The 16,581-nt window shown below is 67.3% G+C and carries 15 protein-coding genes and 1 tRNA gene; 2 read left to right on the forward strand and 14 right to left on the reverse strand.

The window, feature by feature from the left end:
* The 4 genes from Q1K09_RS09360 to polA form a co-directional block, all read right to left on the reverse strand.
* On the reverse strand, nucleotides 1-401 hold a 401-nt coding region (locus Q1K09_RS09360; RefSeq protein ID WP_300345056.1), incomplete at its 3' end, for a BCCT family transporter.
* Nucleotides 402-544: 143 nt separating this feature from the next.
* A complete protein-coding gene (rpsA, locus tag Q1K09_RS09365; protein WP_300345057.1) occupies nucleotides 545-2,041 on the reverse strand; it encodes a 30S ribosomal protein S1 in 1,497 nt (498 codons plus the stop codon).
* A gap of 307 nt (nucleotides 2,042-2,348) precedes the next feature.
* A complete protein-coding gene (locus Q1K09_RS09370; protein ID WP_300345060.1) occupies nucleotides 2,349-3,749 on the reverse strand; it encodes a GNAT family N-acetyltransferase in 1,401 nt (466 codons plus the stop codon).
* 57 nt (nucleotides 3,750-3,806) lie between these two features.
* Nucleotides 3,807-6,656: a DNA polymerase I gene (polA, locus tag Q1K09_RS09375; RefSeq protein WP_300345062.1), complete on the reverse strand. Its 2,850-nt coding sequence runs from the start codon at nucleotides 6,654-6,656 to the stop codon at nucleotides 3,807-3,809.
* Between the two features lie 50 nt (nucleotides 6,657-6,706).
* On the opposite strand from polA, the gene Q1K09_RS09380 reads away from it, so the two are divergent.
* The gene (locus Q1K09_RS09380) at nucleotides 6,707-7,246 is read left to right on the forward strand and encodes a hotdog fold thioesterase (protein WP_300345065.1); all 540 of its coding nucleotides are present in this window, start codon (nucleotides 6,707-6,709) and stop codon (nucleotides 7,244-7,246) included.
* A gap of 173 nt (nucleotides 7,247-7,419) precedes the next feature.
* Here the strand turns inward: Q1K09_RS09380 and Q1K09_RS09385 are convergent, their stop codons facing one another.
* Both Q1K09_RS09385 and Q1K09_RS09390 read right to left on the reverse strand, forming a co-directional pair.
* On the reverse strand, nucleotides 7,420-8,550 hold the full coding sequence (locus Q1K09_RS09385; RefSeq protein ID WP_300345068.1) for a glycosyltransferase family 4 protein: 1,131 nt from the start codon (nucleotides 8,548-8,550) through the stop codon (nucleotides 7,420-7,422).
* 97 nt (nucleotides 8,551-8,647) lie between these two features.
* Nucleotides 8,648-8,722 (reverse strand) — tRNA-Gly (locus Q1K09_RS09390).
* Nucleotides 8,723-8,812: 90 nt separating this feature from the next.
* On the opposite strand from Q1K09_RS09390, the gene Q1K09_RS09395 reads away from it, so the two are divergent.
* Nucleotides 8,813-9,958: a glycosyltransferase family 2 protein gene (locus tag Q1K09_RS09395; RefSeq protein WP_300345070.1), complete on the forward strand. Its 1,146-nt coding sequence runs from the start codon at nucleotides 8,813-8,815 to the stop codon at nucleotides 9,956-9,958.
* Here the strand turns inward: Q1K09_RS09395 and Q1K09_RS09400 are convergent.
* From Q1K09_RS09400 to Q1K09_RS09435, 8 genes are all read right to left on the reverse strand, one after another.
* Nucleotides 9,918-10,838, reverse strand: a complete 921-nt coding sequence (locus tag Q1K09_RS09400) for a glycosyltransferase family 2 protein (RefSeq protein WP_300345073.1) — start codon at nucleotides 10,836-10,838, stop codon at nucleotides 9,918-9,920. The genes Q1K09_RS09395 and Q1K09_RS09400 overlap by 41 nt on opposite strands.
* Nucleotides 10,828-11,979 (reverse strand): LCP family protein, encoded by a 1,152-nt coding sequence (locus Q1K09_RS09405; protein WP_300345146.1) that lies wholly within the window; start codon nucleotides 11,977-11,979, stop codon nucleotides 10,828-10,830. The genes Q1K09_RS09400 and Q1K09_RS09405 overlap by 11 nt, the downstream gene beginning before the upstream one ends.
* 20 nt (nucleotides 11,980-11,999) lie before the next feature.
* Entirely contained in the window at nucleotides 12,000-12,701 is a 702-nt protein-coding gene (gene rnc / locus Q1K09_RS09410) for a ribonuclease III (protein ID WP_300345076.1), read from the reverse strand.
* A 58-nt stretch (nucleotides 12,702-12,759) separates the two neighbouring features.
* Nucleotides 12,760-12,963 carry a 50S ribosomal protein L32 gene (rpmF, locus tag Q1K09_RS09415; RefSeq protein ID WP_300345078.1) on the reverse strand — a complete coding sequence of 68 codons (204 nt, stop codon included), beginning with the start codon at nucleotides 12,961-12,963 and terminating at the stop codon, nucleotides 12,760-12,762.
* 60 nt (nucleotides 12,964-13,023) lie between these two features.
* Nucleotides 13,024-13,602 (reverse strand): YceD family protein, encoded by a 579-nt coding sequence (locus Q1K09_RS09420; RefSeq protein WP_300345148.1) that lies wholly within the window; start codon nucleotides 13,600-13,602, stop codon nucleotides 13,024-13,026.
* A 61-nt stretch (nucleotides 13,603-13,663) separates the two neighbouring features.
* A complete protein-coding gene (galU, locus tag Q1K09_RS09425; protein WP_300345081.1) occupies nucleotides 13,664-14,572 on the reverse strand; it encodes a UTP--glucose-1-phosphate uridylyltransferase GalU in 909 nt (302 codons plus the stop codon).
* 9 nt (nucleotides 14,573-14,581) lie between these two features.
* Nucleotides 14,582-15,076 carry a pantetheine-phosphate adenylyltransferase gene (gene coaD / locus Q1K09_RS09430; RefSeq protein ID WP_300345084.1) on the reverse strand — a complete coding sequence of 165 codons (495 nt, stop codon included), beginning with the start codon at nucleotides 15,074-15,076 and terminating at the stop codon, nucleotides 14,582-14,584.
* A gap of 212 nt (nucleotides 15,077-15,288) precedes the next feature.
* Nucleotides 15,289-16,515, reverse strand: a complete 1,227-nt coding sequence (locus Q1K09_RS09435) for a glycosyltransferase family 4 protein (protein WP_300345086.1) — start codon at nucleotides 16,513-16,515, stop codon at nucleotides 15,289-15,291.
* Nucleotides 16,516-16,581: the final 66 nt, after the last annotated feature.

Consider the following 16,581-nt stretch of genomic DNA (forward strand, 5'->3'; position numbering starts at 1 on the left):
ACCTCCTGCTCGGCGGTGATGCCGCGCGGGGGGTCGTAGAAGTGGTTGGCCGGCTCAGCAACGGCCCAGAACATCAGGATGGTGCCGATGCCGGCGGCGAAGAGCATGCCGAACCAGGAGATGTCGCTGTGCTCGGGCTTCTCGTCGTCATCTCCCAGGCGCATGCGCCCGAAGCGGCCCACGGCCATCCAGAGCAGGAAGAGCAGGAAGATGGTGACACCGGAGGTGTAGAACCAGCCGAGGTTCTCGTAGAGCCATCCGGAGCCGGCGCCCCAGAAGTCTCCCATCTGCTGCGGGATCAGCAGGGTGATGATGACGAATGCGGCGATCAGGCCCACCGATACGAAGAAGATGACCGGGCTCGTTCGCAGCTTGAACAGGTCGTGGACCTTCTCGAGCATGAGATTCCTCTCGCGTTCGACACAGGCCTTAGGCGGCCCTGGACGGTGCCCTACCGTATGCCTATGATCAGCCGAAACGCAACAGAAGCCGCCCAATCCCCAGGGACTGGACGGCTTCTGTTCAGCTTGTGATCAGCTACCGGTTACTTGCCGGTGAGCTTCTCCCGGAGTGCGGCGAGAGCCTCGTCGGAGGCCAGGGTGCCGCCGTCCTCCTCCGCCGGCTGGGCGGAGGAGTAGTTGGAGGGAGCGGCCTCGGCGGAGCGGCGGGAACCGCCGCCGGACACCGATGCCTCGGCAGCAGCCTCGGCGTCGGCCTCGATAGCCTTGCGCACCTGCTCCTTGTGGGCCTCCCAGCGCTCCTGAGCGGCGGCGTACTGGGCCTCCCAGGCAGCGCGCTGCTCCTCGTAGCCCTCCATCCACTCGTTGGTCTCGGGATCGAAGCCCTCGGGGTACTTGTAGTTGCCCTCTTCGTCGTACTCGGCATCCATGCCGTACAGGGCCGGGTCGAAGTCCTCGGCGTCGGGGTCCACGCCCTCGTTGGCCTGCTTCAGCGAGAGGCTGATGCGGCGGCGCTCCAGGTCGATGTCGATGACCTTGACGAAGACCTCGTCGCCCACGGAGACGACCTGCTCGGCCAGGTCCACGTGGCGCACGGCCAGCTCGGAGATGTGCACCAGACCCTCGATGCCGTCCTCGACGCGGACGAACGCGCCGAAGGGAACCAGCTTGGTGACCTTGCCGGGTACGATCTGGCCCAGAGCGTGGGTGCGGGCGAAGGTCTGCCACGGGTCTTCCTGGGTGGCCTTCAGGGACAGCGAGACCCGCTCGCGGTCCATGTCCACCTCCAGCACCTCGACGGTGACCTCCTGGCCGACCTCGACGACCTCGTTCGGGTGGTCGATGTGCTTCCAGGACAGCTCGGAGACGTGCACCAGACCGTCGACTCCGCCGAGGTCCACGAAGGCGCCGAAGTTGACGATGGAGGAGACCACTCCGGTGCGGACCTGGCCGCGCTCGAGCTTGTTGAGGAAGGTGGAGCGCACCTCGGACTGGGTCTGCTCCAGCCAGGCGCGGCGGGAGAGCACCACATTGTTGCGGTTCTTGTCGAGCTCAATGATCTTGGCCTCGAGCTCCTGGCCGATGTAGGGGGCCAGGTCGCGGACGCGGCGCATCTCCACCAGGGAGGCCGGCAGGAAGCCGCGCAGCCCGATGTCCAGGATGAGGCCGCCCTTGACGACCTCGATGACAGTGCCGGTGACCACACCGTCCTCATCCTTGATGCGCTCGATGTCGCCCCAGGCGCGCTCGTACTGGGCGCGCTTCTTGGAGAGGATCAGGCGACCTTCCTTATCCTCCTTCTGGAGGACCAGGGCTTCGACCTGATCGCCGACGGCGACGACCTCGTCCGGGTCAACATCATGCTTGATGGACAGCTCGCGGGACGGGATGACGCCTTCGGTCTTGTACCCGATGTCCAGGAGGACCTCGTCGCGGTCGACCTTGACGATGGTGCCTTCGACCATGTCGCCGTCGTTGAAGTACTTCATCGTCTCATCGACGGCAGCGAGGAACTCTTCTTCGGTTCCGATGTCGTTGATGGCGACCTGGGGGGCACCGGGTGCAGTTGCAGTGGTGGTCATGTAGTAGGGGCTCCGATTATGGATAGTTATTCGTAGGGTCAGTGCACGGTCTTGCGCTGCGGCCAAGTCCGGCACTGAGCGGCGGACAAATGTACAGCGCTTGAGCGCACGCGAACTGGTCGCGTACCTTCGAGCGGGATCTGTAGCAGACGTCAGTATCAGCTGCCGCCGGCCCGAATGCCGGACCGGGAAAGCTGCACCAGCTCTGTGCGCAGAACGCGCCAGGTCAGTCTATACTCCCGGACCAACGCGATTCAACCGTGTGCCCGGCCGCAGAGCGGTAACCTGCACCGGCCGGCCTGCGGACTCAGAAGTGAGTGGCGCAGAACGGCGGGGTGGGCAGGTCGAATGTGGCGCTGAGGGCCGACCAGTCGGCGTCCTCGCTGGCGGTGATGCGTCCGGCGTCGCGCAGTGTCAGCACGGAGGCATCGCCCAGGTAGAGCGAGCTGAGGGTTTCGATGTCCATCTGGAAGTGCTGGGGCGTGCTTGCCTCAGCGGCTGCCGGCTGCGAGGCGCTGGTCACCTGCGCCACAGCTCCGGAGACCGAGACCGTGAAGGTGCCGGCGGCGATGCCCAGCGGGTCGGTCAGCTGCAGGCTGAACTCGCCGTCGGCCGACCATTGACGGGACTCAAGCGCGGTGACCGGGTTGAGGATGCGCACCCAGAGCATGTCCTGCAGGCTTGTGATGCGGCAGGCCCGCGGGTTCACCAGAGCCTGCAGGGCCGGGTCCTGGACCGGATAGGAGTGCTGGAAGACGACCCTGTCCACCATGTCCATTTGGCCCAGGTGGCGCAGCAGCTCGATGCGCGACTCCGTGTCCACAGTGATCATGTCCCGCACCGTCATCGTGTGGGGCTGCTGGTCCCATCCCTCGAAGCTGAAGACGGCGTAGCCGCCCAGACTGCCGTCGTCCTTGACATGCACGATCGCCCGCAGTCTGCGGTTCCAGCTGCTGATGTTCTCCGGGTCCCACCGCGCGGTGCCGAGCTTCCAGTAGGTCGGCTGCCGCTCCACCGAACCCCGGGTGGAGGCGTGGAACGCGGCGAAGGTCTGCTTCTGGACGTCTTCGCTCCTGCTGGGGTCCACCGGAATCACCCGGCCGGCGGGCGGGGTGCGGAAGCGGATGCCGTCGGGTGTGGCGGTGGTGTTCAGCTCTACCTTCTGCTCCCGGGTGGCCGGCCCGAAGCCGAAGCGCCCGTAGATGGATCCCTCGGAGACGGTCAGGGCTGCCAGAGGGATATCGTCCGCCACTGCCTGGGCCAACCGGGAGGTCATCATATGGGTGAGGATGCCGCGGCGCCGGAACGCCGGGTTGACGGTGACTCCGGTGATCAGCCGCGCCGGCAGCGGCTCCGCTCCCCCGGCGTTGAGCGTCTTGTCATAGTCGACGAAGGTGCCCACCGGGTAGTCCGGGCCGAAGCCCAGCTGGTGGTAGAACTCGCCCCAGGGCTCCAGTCCGGTGAAGCCGGGGTCGGGGAAGACCCCGAGGAGCTGCTGCTCGTCGGGGGCCAGCGCCTGCAGGAGGCGCTCGAGGTGCTCATCGGAGAACCAGCGGTCGTAGAAGCCCTGCTCCACCGCGCGGGTGTAAGCCGCGCTGGCGGCGTCGGGGGTGCCGTCGGCGTCGAAGCTGCCGCTGACCATCCTGCTGACCAGACCTTCGGCCAACGGTGCTGCGGCAGGAGGCTGCGGGGAGAAGTCGGTGCTCACTCCCTACACCCTATCCCGCACAGCGGCGCCGCGGGAGGTGCGGCTGGGCAGCCAGAGTCAGTGGGCGGCGTCGTGCCAGCTGGTGCCTACGCCCACGTGGACGTCCAGCGGGACGTCGAGGTCCGCCGCGGCGCCCATCTTCTCCACCACCAGGTCCCGGACCTGGTCCTGCTCGCCCGGGGCGACCTCCAGCACCAGCTCGTCGTGCACCTGCAGCAGCATGCGGGAGGACAGCTGGGACTGCGCCAGAGCGGCATCCACATCGATCATGGCGCGCTTGATGATGTCGGCCGCCGATCCCTGGATCGGTGCGTTCAGCGCGGCCCGCTCGGCCATCTGCCGCAGCTGGCGGTTGTCACTGGTCAGATCCGGAAGATACCGCCGTCGCCCGTAGATGGTGGAGGTGTAGCCGTCCTTCTTGGCCTGGGTGACCACATCGCGGAGGTAGTCGCGGACGGCGCCGAAGCGTTCGAAGTACTCGTTCATCAGCTCACGGGCCTCATCCACCCCGATGCCCAGCTGCTTGGAGAGTCCGAAGCTGCTGAGCCCATAGACCAGGCCGTAGCTCATGGCTTTGACCTTGGAGCGCTGCTCGGCGGTCACCTCATCGGTGCCGACGCCGAAGACGCGGGCACCGACGAAGCTGTGCAGGTCCTCGCCGTCGCGGAAGGCCTGAATGAGCGCCTGGTCACCGGAGAGGTGAGCCATGATCCGCATTTCGATCTGTGAGTAGTCTGCGGTCAGCAGGGTCTCGTAGCCCTCGCCGACCACGAAGGCGTCGCGGATCTTGCGGCCGGACTCGGTGCGCACCGGGATGTTTTGCAGGTTCGGGTGCAGGGAGCTCAGCCGGCCGGTGGCGGCTACCGTCTGGGCGTAGGTGGTGTGTATGCGGCCGTCGTCGCCGATGGATTCGATCAGTCCGGTGACGGTTTGGCGCAGCTTGGACGCGTCCCGGTGCTGCATCAGGTGCAGGAGGAATTCGTTCTGCGTCTTGGCCAGCAGGTCCTGCAGCGTCTCCACGTCGGTGGAGTAGCCGGTCTTGTTCTTCCGGACTCCGGCGGTGGGCAGGCCGAGCTCTTCGAACAGCACTGTCTGCAGCTGCTTCGGGGACCCCAGGTTGACCTCGTGACCGACCACCGCGTAGGCGGCTTCGGCGGAGTCGGAGATCATCTTCTCGAACTCGGCGTCCAGGGCCTGGAGTCGCTCGCGGCTGACGGCGATGCCGGTCAGCTCCATCTGCAGCAGGATCTCCGCCAGCGGCAGCTCCATCTCGTAGAGCAGCTGCTCGGCCTTGCGGTCCACCAGCTCGGCGTGCAGCGCTGAGGAGAGACTGTGCAGCAGCATCCCCTGCACCGCGGCGCCGGCAAGGTCCTCCTCGGTGACTCCTGGGATCACGTCCTGTCCGATGAACAGGTCCAGCTGCCCGCCCTCGGCTTCTGCGCCGTCGCGGAATTTCTCTCCGCCGATGTAGTCGCCGGGATCCACCGAGCCGCCCAGGTGCTGGGTGACCAGATCGGCGAATGCGAAGTTTCTGCGGTCCGGCTGCACCAGATAGCCGGAGATGACCGTGTCCTCCACCACTCCGCGCAGCGGCAGGCCCCGCCAGGCGAGGCGCTTGCCGGCGTCCTTATAGTCGTGCAGCAGCTTCGGGGCGCCGGTATCGGCCAGCCACTCCGCCAGGGCGGTCTCCAGCTCCGGCTCAGCCTCTGTGAGCGAGACCACCAGCGCGGTGACCGATTCCTCGGCGGAGGCGTTGGCCGGGACCAGCACCACTGCCAGGGCTTCGGCGGCACGAGCGGCTTCGTCGCGCTTGGCCTTGGTGGACAGGGACTCTCCGGAGCGGTCCAGGCACAGTGTCAGCGCCAGCGGCGAGGTCTCAGCGGCGTCGTCGTCGTTGGTATCCAGCGCCGCCTTGGGGTCATGGGCCTGGAGGAACTCATGCAGATCCGCGGCGGTGGTGGCGATTCTCAGCTGCGGCAGCGCCTCGGTGGGTTCGGCAGCCAGATCGGCCTCGGGGAAGCGGGCAGCGAAGGTTTCGAAGAGCCGGTCGCGGATCTGGTTGAACTGCAGCGCGTCGAACAGCGGCTCGACGGCGTCGCGGTTCGGCGGGGTGAGCACGCATTCTTCCAGGTCCACCGGAAGGTCGAGGTCGCAGACCAGTTTGTTGAGCTCAAGGTTGCGCTGCACATCGCTCAGGGCAGCGCGCAGGTTCTCCCCGGCCTTGCCCTTGATCTCATCAGCGTGTTCGATCACCGCACGGGTGGAGCCGTACTGGCCGATCCACTTCGCCGCGGTCTTCGGGCCGACCTTCGGCACTCCGGGAAGGTTGTCGGCGCTCTCTCCCACCAGGGCGGCGAGGTCGGGGTACTTCTCCGGGGGGACCAGATATTTGGCCTCCACTCCGGCGGGGTCCAGCCGCACGGATTTGGTGACTCCGGAGGTGGGATAGTCCAGGTGAGTGTTCTCGGTGACCAGCTGCAGGGCATCGCGGTCGCCGGAGACGATGAGGGTCTTCCAGCCGGCGGCCTCGGCCCGGGTTACATAGGTGGCGACGATGTCGTCGGCCTCATAGCCCTCCACCGTGACGGCGGGGATGTTCAGCGCGGCGGCCACCTCTTTGATCAGGTCGATCTGCCCGGCGAACTCCGGCGGGCTCTTCTCGCGCCCGCCCTTGTACTCGGTGTAGCTGGTGTGCCGGAAGGTGGGGGTGTCCAGGTCGAAGGCCAGCGCAATGTGTGTGGGCTGCTCCTCCCGAATGAGCTTGAGCAGCATATTGGTGAATCCGTGCACGGCATTGGTGTACTGCCCGGAGGTGGTCTGGAAGCTTTCGGTCGGCAGCGCGTAGAACGCCCGGAACGCCATCGAATGACCATCGACCACCAGCAGCTTATTGCCCTCGTTGCTCACCCCTTCAGCCTACCGTCTTCCATCCCTCCGACGCCGATAAGCTGGAGTCCATGAGTGAAGAGACCACCGCTGAGACCACTGTGCCCACCCCCGCCGCGCCTCCCCTGGGTGAGCCGAGCCCGTTTCCCGACGACGCCGAGCGCCGGGCCCGCCTGATCGCCGCCGGGGTGCCGGAGGACGTGTGGGAGCATATGGGCCCGCACGGGGTGGCCCCGATGGGGCTGCGGCTGGGCATGAAGTACCACGAGATGACCGTGGACAAGGTGGTGGCCACGATGCCGGTGGGTGGCAATGAGCAGAATGTGGGGCTCTTCCACGGCGGTGGTCACCTGGTGCTGGCCGAGACCCTGGGGTCGCTGGCCACAATCCTGCATGTGCGGAGGAACCTGGGATGGGACCGCAATGTGGTGGGCATCGAGCTGGGGGCAACTCATCACCGCTCAGCCACCAGCGGTCTGGTGTGGGCCACCTGCACCCCGATCAACCTGGGCCGCACTCTGGGGGTCCATGAGATTGTGATGCGCGATGACGAGGGCCGCCGGCTCTCCACCGCGCGGATGACGAACATGATCCTCCCCCCGCGCGACTAGGTGGGCCCTTCCCCACCCTGCCGGCCCGGCTCCCTCCCAGCCTGGCCGGTCCCTCCCTGCGTGGTCGGCCCCTCCCTGCGTTACGTGTCGGATGGGCCCAAATTCCCGGCTGAAATGGGCTCATTTGGGCCCTTCCAACACGTAAGTTCCTGGAGAAGACGGACCTGCGCGGGTCAGCGGCTCAGGAAGTGGTGCAGGGCAGCTTCGATCGCCTCGGCGTGCCGCTCGGCGGTGTAGCGCCGGCGCACTATCTGCTGGCCCCGCTCCCCCAGCCGGGCCAGCAGCTCGCGGTCCTGCAGCAGGGTGTGGAGCACCTCACGCAGCGACTCGGCCGATCCGCCATGGAAGTAGCGTCCGCTGACGCCCTCGACGACGGCTTCGATCTCCGGGCTGGAGTCCCGGTGTCCGGACTCGGCCACCACCGGCACCGCGAAGCCCAGCGCCTGGATCACGTTGAGTCCGGCACCGCCCACGGACAGGGCGACGTCGGCCTGGGAGTAGAGTTCGGCGAGCCGCCTGAACTCGTAGACAGCACCTAGGAACTCCGCCTCCACACCGGCTTCGGCGAAGAGCCGCTGCAGCCGGGGCCGCTCGACGCCGTCGCCGACGATCAGCACGCGCGGGGCCGGCTGGTCTTCCGGCCAGTCGCGCAGCGCTTCGGCCAGGATGTCCAGCCGGTGCCGGGTGGTCAGCCTGGAGCAGTAGATCAGCGTGGGGCGGCCGGCCGCGGCGCTTGCCACCTGGGCGCGAGCACGGGCGGCATCGGGAAGGTCGGCTTCTGAGTAGAGACTGTTGTAGACCACCTGGATCTTGCTCTCGGGCACGCCGTAGCTGATGCCGAGTTCCTTGGCGCGGTCTCCGTAGACCATCAGGCCGTCGACCAGGCGGTAGAAGCACAGCCGCAGCTGCCGCTTGGCCCCGCCCTCGGGTCGCTTCCAGCCGTGGCCCCACAGCAGCACGCGCCGGCGTCGCAGGCGGCCGGCGACGGCGGCGGCCCAGGTGGAGACGGTGTAGATCCTGCCTTCAAGCACATAGGCGTCGAAGCCTCCTCGCCAGACGGCGGAGACCTGGCCCTTCTCCCACCACAGCAGTCCGGCGGTGAGGGTCTGCAGTGCGGTGACCTGCTGCAGGGTCCGTGCGGAGGCGGACTGGATGCGGTCGGCCTGCTGCGCCTCGCTGTTGCTGAACCGCCCCACCATCTCCAGGGCCAGGCTGCGGGACTGGCGCAGTCTGCGCACCAGCGGCTCCCGGTAATGGGAGACGGTGGGTTGGATCTGGAATCGGATGCGGGGCCGGCCGGTCATAGCACCACCCTAGAGCGGCAGCAATGGTGTCCCTGGTCAGGAGCGCATCCAGGTCTGCGGAGGGCGGCAGCACCGGAACAAACCGGCGCCGCGGCGGTGGAGGGGGTGACGGGAATCGAACCCGCATAACCAGCTTGGAAGGCTGGGGCTTTAGCCATTAAGCTACACCCCCGCTGCGCGCGAAGCACCTAGGAACTCTACCAACACCAGACCGTTTGCTCCAACTCGGCGCACCGCTGCCCACGGCAGGTACGCTCGTGGGGTGGAGTCTGAGATCGCATCTGCGGCTGAGGAGGCCCGACGCACCGCCGCCGAGCACCGTCTGCGGCTGAGCATCATTGTTCCGGTGTTCAACAACGGAGAGCACCTGCGCACGCGCTCGTTCCCCTCGCTGGCCCGTGCCGAGCACTTCCATCAGATGCACGTGCTGCTCATCGACGACGGCTCCCGCTACGCGGCCACCCGTGAGGCTGTGGCGGAGCTGGCCGCAGGACACCCCAATGTGACCGCATACTTCCGTCCCGAGGGAGGCAGCGGATCGGCGTCGGTGGCGCGGAACACCGGGCTGGCGCTGAGCTTCACCGACTATGTGGGGTTCCTGGATCCCGACGACGAGCTGCTGCCTGGACACTGGAGGCTGACCGAGGCGCTGGATCAGCACCAGGACGCCCAACTGGCCATCGGCAATCAGCAGCGGGTCTTCACTGAGGAGACCGTGGACGTGGACAATCTGCGCCACTACACCCACCGGTGGGTGCGCCCGGGTGTGGCCGAGGCCGGGCCGGAGTCGCTGAGCGCAGCGAAGTTCCGATCCACCAACCTCAGCGCCTGGGTCGGGCGCACCTCCTGGCTGCGCTCCACCGGCATCCAGCAGGTCCCCGGTGCCGCGGGCCAGGATTCGCTGTTCTTCCTGCAGGTCTTCGCCGAAGCCTCCCGGTTCGCCGCGGTGGAGGAGCTGACCTACCGGTATCACGCCGAGGTGCCGGGCTCGATGGTCAACGCCATCGGCGTCGACTACTTCCGCAAGGCCCTGATCCGGGAGCGGGCTCAGCGAAGCTGGTTGGAGCAGTCCGGTCTGCTGGAGGACTTCTGCCGCCTGCGGTTCGAGCACTTCTTCGTCACCTGGTACTTGGACAAGTTTGAGCAGACCCCGTGGCCGGAGCGGGAGGAGGCGGCCGGGCTGCTGCGGGAGATCGCCGCGCTCTACGTCGGAGATCCGCAGCAGCACCGGTGGCGCTTTCCGCAGGCGATGCAGTTCTTCGGCCGCTGGTCGATCCCCTCGGTGGAGGGTCTGCGTCCCTGGGCCGGACAGGTGGCCCGCGCAGCGGGGACCGCAGCCGAACGGGGGGCGCAGGCCGCCCAGCGGATCAGGCGGGCCGCCCGTACTCGTCGCGGCCGGCGCCGGTGAGGCTGCCCAGCATCCCCAGGCCCTCGCACAGGTAATAGTCGTCGGTATAGGTGATCGGCCGCCCGCGCAGCCGCTTGCCAGCCCGGCGCAGTGATCCGTAGCCGCAGCGGGCCAGCCCTTCCGCCGCGGTCCGGACCGCAGCCGGCACAGCCGCGGTGCGCCGACGCAGCTTCATGGCGCGGACGCGCCCTCCCCGCACGGCACGCCGGCGCAGCCACTCTTTGCTGGCGCGCTCGGCAGGCACCTGCTCGGTGACCACCGCCTCGGCGCACCAGAAGAACCGCGCGCCGTCGCGCAGCATCCGCTCAAACAGGTCGGAGTCAGATCCGCCGGCGAAGTTGAAGGTCTCATCGAATCGCCAGCCGCGGCGGGTGAACCATTCGGCCCGGACCAGCGTGTTGTTGGTGGCCAACCGCCGCTGATGCGGCCCGGTCGGAAAGTCGGTGCGCCGCACATAGCCGTACTCAGCGACCCATGCGGGCTCCCCATGAAGAAACTGGGGCAGCACCGGGCCGGAGACCGCGTCGGCACCCGACGATTCGGCGGCGGCCAGCAGAGCGGTGAACCACCCTGGTGTGACCTGCTCGTCGTCGTCGACAAAGATCACCGCCTCAGCCGACTCCGGCACCGCCTCCAGCGAGGCATTGCGGGCCGAAGCGATACCCGGCCGCGGCTCGTGGAGGAACCGTGCCCGCGGATACACCCGCCTGACCACCTCAGCGGCGCTGGGCCGCTCGGCGTTGTCCACCACAATGACCTGGGGCTGCTCCAGGTCTGTGCCTTCGGGCATATCCACCCGCCGCAGCGAGTCCAGTAGCGCGCCCAGCTGCTCCGGTCGGCGGTAGGTGCAGATCAGCACCCACACGTTCTCAGGGCGCATCGTTGCCTCCGCCGGTGAAGGATCCAGGTCCGGCGCCGATCTCCCGGTCGGCCTGCAGCTGCTCAGCGGCCTCGCTCTCCTCCAGATAGGCCATGAACCCGTCCAAGTTCTGGTGCTGCAGGGAGCGCTGCAGCAGCTGCATCTTCTCTTCGTCCGGCAGGATCACCTGCGCCCCGCCGGAAGTCTCGTGGTTCTGGCCCACCGGCATGGTGAACATGTGGATGTCGCTGCTGCGCAGATTGCGCATCTCCATGGCGTAGCCCACCACCGTGTCGGCATCCAAGCTGCCGTCCATACTCATGAACGGGAGGATGGATTCCAGCACGTCCAGGATCCGCTCCGGGTTGGTCAGCGTATCTCCGGAGAGGAAGCGCTCCACAATGGCGCGCAGCACCAGCTGCTGGTTCTCCACCCGCACATGGTCGCCCATGGCGAAGGACTTGCGTTCGCGCACAAATCGCAGCGCATCCGAGCCCTGCAGCCGGATGGTGCCCTCCGGGTAGAAGGCGGGGTTGCGCTGCCCGGCGGAGAAGGACCGGGGATTGTCCACATAGACTCCGCCCAGCGCAGTGGTCAGATCGGAGAAGCCCTCAAAATCGATGGTCACCACATGGTCGATGTGCGTGTAGAGCATCTCCTCCACAGTGTCCACCGCGAGCTCCAGGCCTCCGGCGGAGAAGGCGGAGTTGATCCGGCCCTCGCCGTGGCCGGGCACCTCCACCCACAGGTCGCGCATGATGGACATGACATAGACCCCGGAACGGTCCTCGGGAATGTGGACCAGCATAATCACATCGGAGCGCTCTCCACCCTCGCCGGTGATGGCGCGGTACTCCTGCTCCGTGTCGCCCCGGCTGTCGGAGCCGAGCAGCAGAATATTGGTGGTCCCCTCCGGGGTGCGGTAGGCGGTGTCGTCGTCGAGGTCCTCCAGGCCTTCGATCACGTTCCGGTTGTCCTCGAATGTGCCCTGCAGCCGGCTGAGGTAACCCAGGGAGATCACCACGGCGACGGCGGCCGCCACCGCCACGGCGGCCACAACTATGGCCGCGATCCGGCGACGACGACGGCGCGGCGACGGCGCAGCCGGAGCAGCTTCCGGCACCACTCCCCCGCGCGCCCGCCGGGGGCGGTGCGGATCCATCTGACCCACCGGCGCTCCTTTCAGCTTGTTCCGAGCTCGTAGCGGTCGAGCACCAGAGTGAGGATATCGGCCTCACCCTGCACGCCGATCAGCTCCTCCACGGCGGCGCGCGCCGCCTCCCGCTCGGCTTCCTTCTTGGAGCTGCCGGACCCGGCGCCGTAGACCGCGCCGCCGATGGTCAGCGTCGCGGCGAAGGACTTGTTGTGGTCGGGTCCGGAGTCGGAGATCACGTAGCTGATCTCGCCCAGCCCGCGAGCGGCGGCGATCTCCTGCATTGTGGTCTTCCAGTCCTTGCCGGCGGTCATGGCCTCTTTGTCCGACAGCAGCGGGGTGACCAGGCGCAGCACCAGCTTCCGGGCGGTCTCCGTATTGGTGGAGAGGTAGGCGGCTCCGAAGAGCGCCTCCATGGTGTCCGCCAGGATGGAATCCTTCTCCGCGCCGCGGGTGCGCAGCTCGCCTGCGCCCAACCGGATATGCGGCCCCAGGTTCAGGCTGCGCGCAATCCGCGCCAGCGCGCGGGTGGAGACCAGTGCGGCGCGCAGTTTGGCAAGGTCACCTTCGGGCAGATCCGGGTAGGTGCGGTAGAGGTAGTCGGTCACCGCGAAGCCCAGCACCGAATCCCCAAGGAACTCCAGGCGCTCGTTGGTCTCGGTGCCGTCATTCTCATAGGCGTAGGAGCGGTGGGTCAGGGCAAGACGAAGAGTCTCGGGGGCGATGTGCACCCCGAGACTCTTCAGCAGGTCTTCGGTCTGAGCCAATCCTTACCGGACCGTCAGATCATCAGGCGTCGGCGACTTTGCGGCCCTTGTACTCGTAGAACAGCGGCGTGTCAGCGGAGTCGGTCACCAGCTTGGCCTGGTGCGGACGGCTGTAGACGACACGGCCGTTCTCCACCGTCTTCACCAGGGTCGGCACGGAGGCCTTCCACTGCGAGCGGCGGTGACGGGTGTTGGCGCGGGACTTCTTCCGCTTCGGAACAGCCACGGTGTCTCTCTTCTCTCTCGTTGTCGGACAGTGTCTTCGGTCAGTCTAGGGTCAAGTCTCTCACGAGGGGTCCGGCTCGCCGCCGGGCTCCTCGTTCTCGTTCAGCTCTGCTGCCAGGCCCGCCAGGGCGGCCCAGCGGGGGTCCACCTGCTCGTGGGCGTGCTCCGGATCGTCCTCCAGGCGGAATCCGCACTGAGAGCACAGACCGGGACAGTCCTCACGGCAGACCGGCTGGAACGGAAGGGCCGAGACCATCAGGTCTCGAAGCACCGGCTCGACGTCGACCATGAGGTTCTCGTCCACGGCGAGCGAGTCGCCGTCGTCGTTCTCCCCACCGGTCTCGTCGACCCAGGTGAACAGCTGCATCACGTCTACAGTCAGCGGGTAGCTGATCGCATCCAAGCAGCGGGCGCACTCACCGGTGACCTCCGCGGAGGCCGAGCCGGTCAGCAGCACTCCCTCATGCACAGACTCCAGGCGCACCTGAACATTCAGATCGCTGGCTTCCGGTATTCCGACCAGTACTGTGGCGAAGTCCGCCGGGGTCGGGACTGTGCGGGAGAGTGTCTCCTGAGCGCCGGGTTTTCCCTTGAGCTCCTTGACGTCCACCTGCAGCAGAGTCTTCTGCTGTGGATGTATCACAGCAGACTATCCTACCACGGTGCAGCCGGATCAGCGCATCGCCGTCGGGCCGGCTGCCTCACAGGGTGGTGACGAACTCCTTGAGCCAGCTGCGCAGATCGGGGCCCAGGTCCTCGCGGTCCACCGCCAGGGTCACCACGGCCTTGATGTAGCTGAGCTTATCGCCGGTGTCGTAGCGCCGTCCGCGGAAGATGACTGCGTGCACGCCGCCGCCGTCCTCCGCCGGCCGGGTGGCCATAGCCTGCAGGGCATCGGTGAGCTGGATCTCCCCGCCCTTGCCCGGTGGGGTGCGCTCCAGCTCGTCGAAGATCGCCGGGTGCAGCACGTAGCGGCCGATGATCGCCAGGTTCGACGGCGCCTCCTCCACCGGTGGTTTCTCCACCAGCCGGTGCACCGGCACCACATCCGCGCCGGGCTCCTTGTCCTTCCCTCCGGCGTCGACCACGCCGTATGCCGAAACCTGATCCTCCGGCACTTCCATCACCGCGATCACAGAGCCGCCCAGCTCCTCCTGGGTGGCCAGCATCGTGGTCAGCAGCTCATCGCGAGCGTCAATGAGATCGTCGCCCAGCAGCACGGCGAAGGGCTCGTTGCCGACGTGCTGGCGCCCGCAGAGCACCGCATGTCCCAGGCCCAGCGCCAGGCCCTGGCGCACATAGTGCAGATCACCCAGATTGGTGGCACGCTGCACCGCGGCCAGCTTCTTGGTGTCCCCCTTGTCCTGGAGGGTCGCCTCCAGCACCGGGGCCCGGTCAAAGTGGTCCTCCATGGACCGCTTGTTCTGACCGGTGATCATCAGGATGTCTTCCAGGCCGGCCGCGGAGGCCTCGGCGACCACATACTGGATGGCAGGTTCGTCCACCACCGGCAGCATTTCTTTGGGCATGGCCTTGGTGGCCGGCAGGAACCGCGTGCCCAGCCCGGCAGCAGGGATCACAGCCTTACGAATGGAACTCTTCGCGCTCATAGCGTCACCCTATCGTGTGTGGTCCCGGGCACCGGCATCAGCAAGTCTGCTGTGCACCGCCCTGGGCACGAACTCGGAGACGTCCCCACCCAGGGCGTGAACCTCCTTGACCAGTGTGGAGGACAGGTGGGAGTAGCGTCCGTCGGAGGTCAGGAACACCGTCTCCACTCCCGCCAGGTGCCGGTTCATAGTGGCCATGGAGGTCTCATAGGGCAGATCGTGGGGCCCACGGACGCCCTTGACCACGGCAGAGGCCCCGACCTCCTTGCAGAAGTCTGTCAGCAGCCGCCCGCTGTCCAGGGGCTTCACCGTGACTCCGCGCAGATAGGAGAAGGTCTCCTGGGCCATATCCATGCGCTGCTCCAGGGTGAACAGCGGGGACTTGTGCATATTGGCGGAGACGGCGACGACGATTTCGTCGAACAGGTTCGCCGCGCGGGCGATGATCTCCACGTGGCCGTTGTGCAGCGGGTCAAAGGATCCCGGACAGACTGCTGACTGCATACCTCACACCCTACCTGGCCTGCGGGACGACCGGGTGCGGCGCCGCCCGCCGGAACTTACGTGTCAGATGGGCCCAAACTCAGGCCATTTCGGGGTGAGTTCGGCACTTTCTGACACGTAACTCGGCTGGGCGGCGGGGACTGGCCCACAGTGCCGGGCTGGGGCGACGGGGACCGGCACTCAACGCAGGGCTGGGGCGACGGGTCCGGCGCTCAGCGCCGTGCTGGGCTGCGTCGGCGGGCGGCGCTCTTCCGGCGCTGGTCGACGGATTCGAGGACTTCCAGGAACCGCTGGAACAGCAGCTCGCGGTCGAACTCGGTCCGGGCCAGCTCCAAGGCGGCCTCCGAGGCCTGCTGGACCGAGCCGTCTGAGGCCTCCAAGATGCCTATCAGCTGCTCAGCAGCCTCAGCGGGCAGCCGGGAGAGCCGCCATCCGGCACCGTGGTCGCACAGCACCTCCGGCAGCCAGCCGCCGTGGTTGAACAGCACCGGACGGCCGGCCGCCAGGGCGTCGAAGACCTTGTTGAGCGAGTTGATCTCCAGCGCCGGGCTGTCCACCAGCGTGGAGACGGCGAAATCTGCCGCCGGCAGCATGCGCTCGATCTCGGTGCGCGGAATCTTTCCGGGCAGCACCTGCAGGGGGTCCAGCCCGTAGCTCTGGGCGATCTCCCGGCAGTTCTCGGTATCGGCGCCCTCCCCGTAGGCCACCACCCGGACCGGCTTGCTGCGCCGATGCAGCTCACCGGCCAGGCGAATCAGCCATGGCACGTCATAGGTGACTCCGAAGCTGCCGGCGTAGAACAGCACCGTCTCGTCCGGGCCCCACCCGAGCTGCTGCCGGATCTCCTGGCGCCGCTGCCGGCCGGGTGCAAAATTCTCCACATCCGAGGCATTGGGCACCACAGTGGTCTTGGCCGCCGGCCATACCCGCTTGATGCCCGCCTCCATGCCTGGGGACAGAGCGATGACATGCTCAGCGCTGCGGTAGGCCAGCTTCTCCAGGAACTCGGCAGCGCGGATAGCCTTCCGGTTCTTCAGAAAGCCCAGGGCCACCGGAGCTTCGGGCCACAGATCGCGGACCTCGAAGACGAAGGGCACGCGTCGGGCCCGGGAGGCCACGATGCCGGGCACCGCGGTGGTCAGCGGGGTGGAGGAGGCGAAGACGACGTCGGCCTTCTCCGCGGCGGCGAAATAGCAGGCGCGCGCCATGAAGGAGATGAAGGAGCGCAGCCGCTGCTGGAAGACCATGGCGTTCTCATACGGCACCGCCAGCCGCTGCACGCGCACTCCTTCGAGCACCTCGTCCTTCTTCTCCCGGCCGCCGCAGATGACGGTGACCTCGTGGCCGGCACGTGCCAGCCTCCGGGCGAACTGCCACGGCCGCTGCCAGCCGGGCTCCCAGGGGAAGTTGAAGTGCTGATGGATGTAGACGATGCGCACGAGCGTCAGTCTACGACGGCACAGGTGCCGAAAGTCTGTGGCGTTCCGGAGCGCCAGCTGATCGGT

This window comes from Nesterenkonia sp., from assembly GCF_029265375.1.
Classification (GTDB): Bacteria; Actinomycetota; Actinomycetes; order Actinomycetales; family Micrococcaceae; genus Nesterenkonia.

Bases quoted from the DNA above. Each gene is read 5' to 3' on its own strand.
- rpsA (WP_300345057.1), bottom strand. From the start codon at position 2,041: ATGACCACCACTGCAACTGCACCCGGTGCCCCCCAGGTCGCCATCAAC.
- Q1K09_RS09380 (WP_300345065.1), top strand. From the start codon at position 6,707: ATGAGTGAAGAGACCACCGCTGAGACCACTGTGCCCACCCCCGCCGCG.
- Q1K09_RS09385 (WP_300345068.1), bottom strand. From the start codon at position 8,550: ATGACCGGCCGGCCCCGCATCCGATTCCAGATCCAACCCACCGTCTCC.
- Q1K09_RS09400 (WP_300345073.1), bottom strand. From the start codon at position 10,838: ATGCGCCCTGAGAACGTGTGGGTGCTGATCTGCACCTACCGCCGACCG.
- Q1K09_RS09405 (WP_300345146.1), bottom strand. From the start codon at position 11,979: ATGGATCCGCACCGCCCCCGGCGGGCGCGCGGGGGAGTGGTGCCGGAA.
- galU (WP_300345081.1), bottom strand. From the start codon at position 14,572: ATGAGCGCGAAGAGTTCCATTCGTAAGGCTGTGATCCCTGCTGCCGGG.
- coaD (WP_300345084.1), bottom strand. From the start codon at position 15,076: ATGCAGTCAGCAGTCTGTCCGGGATCCTTTGACCCGCTGCACAACGGC.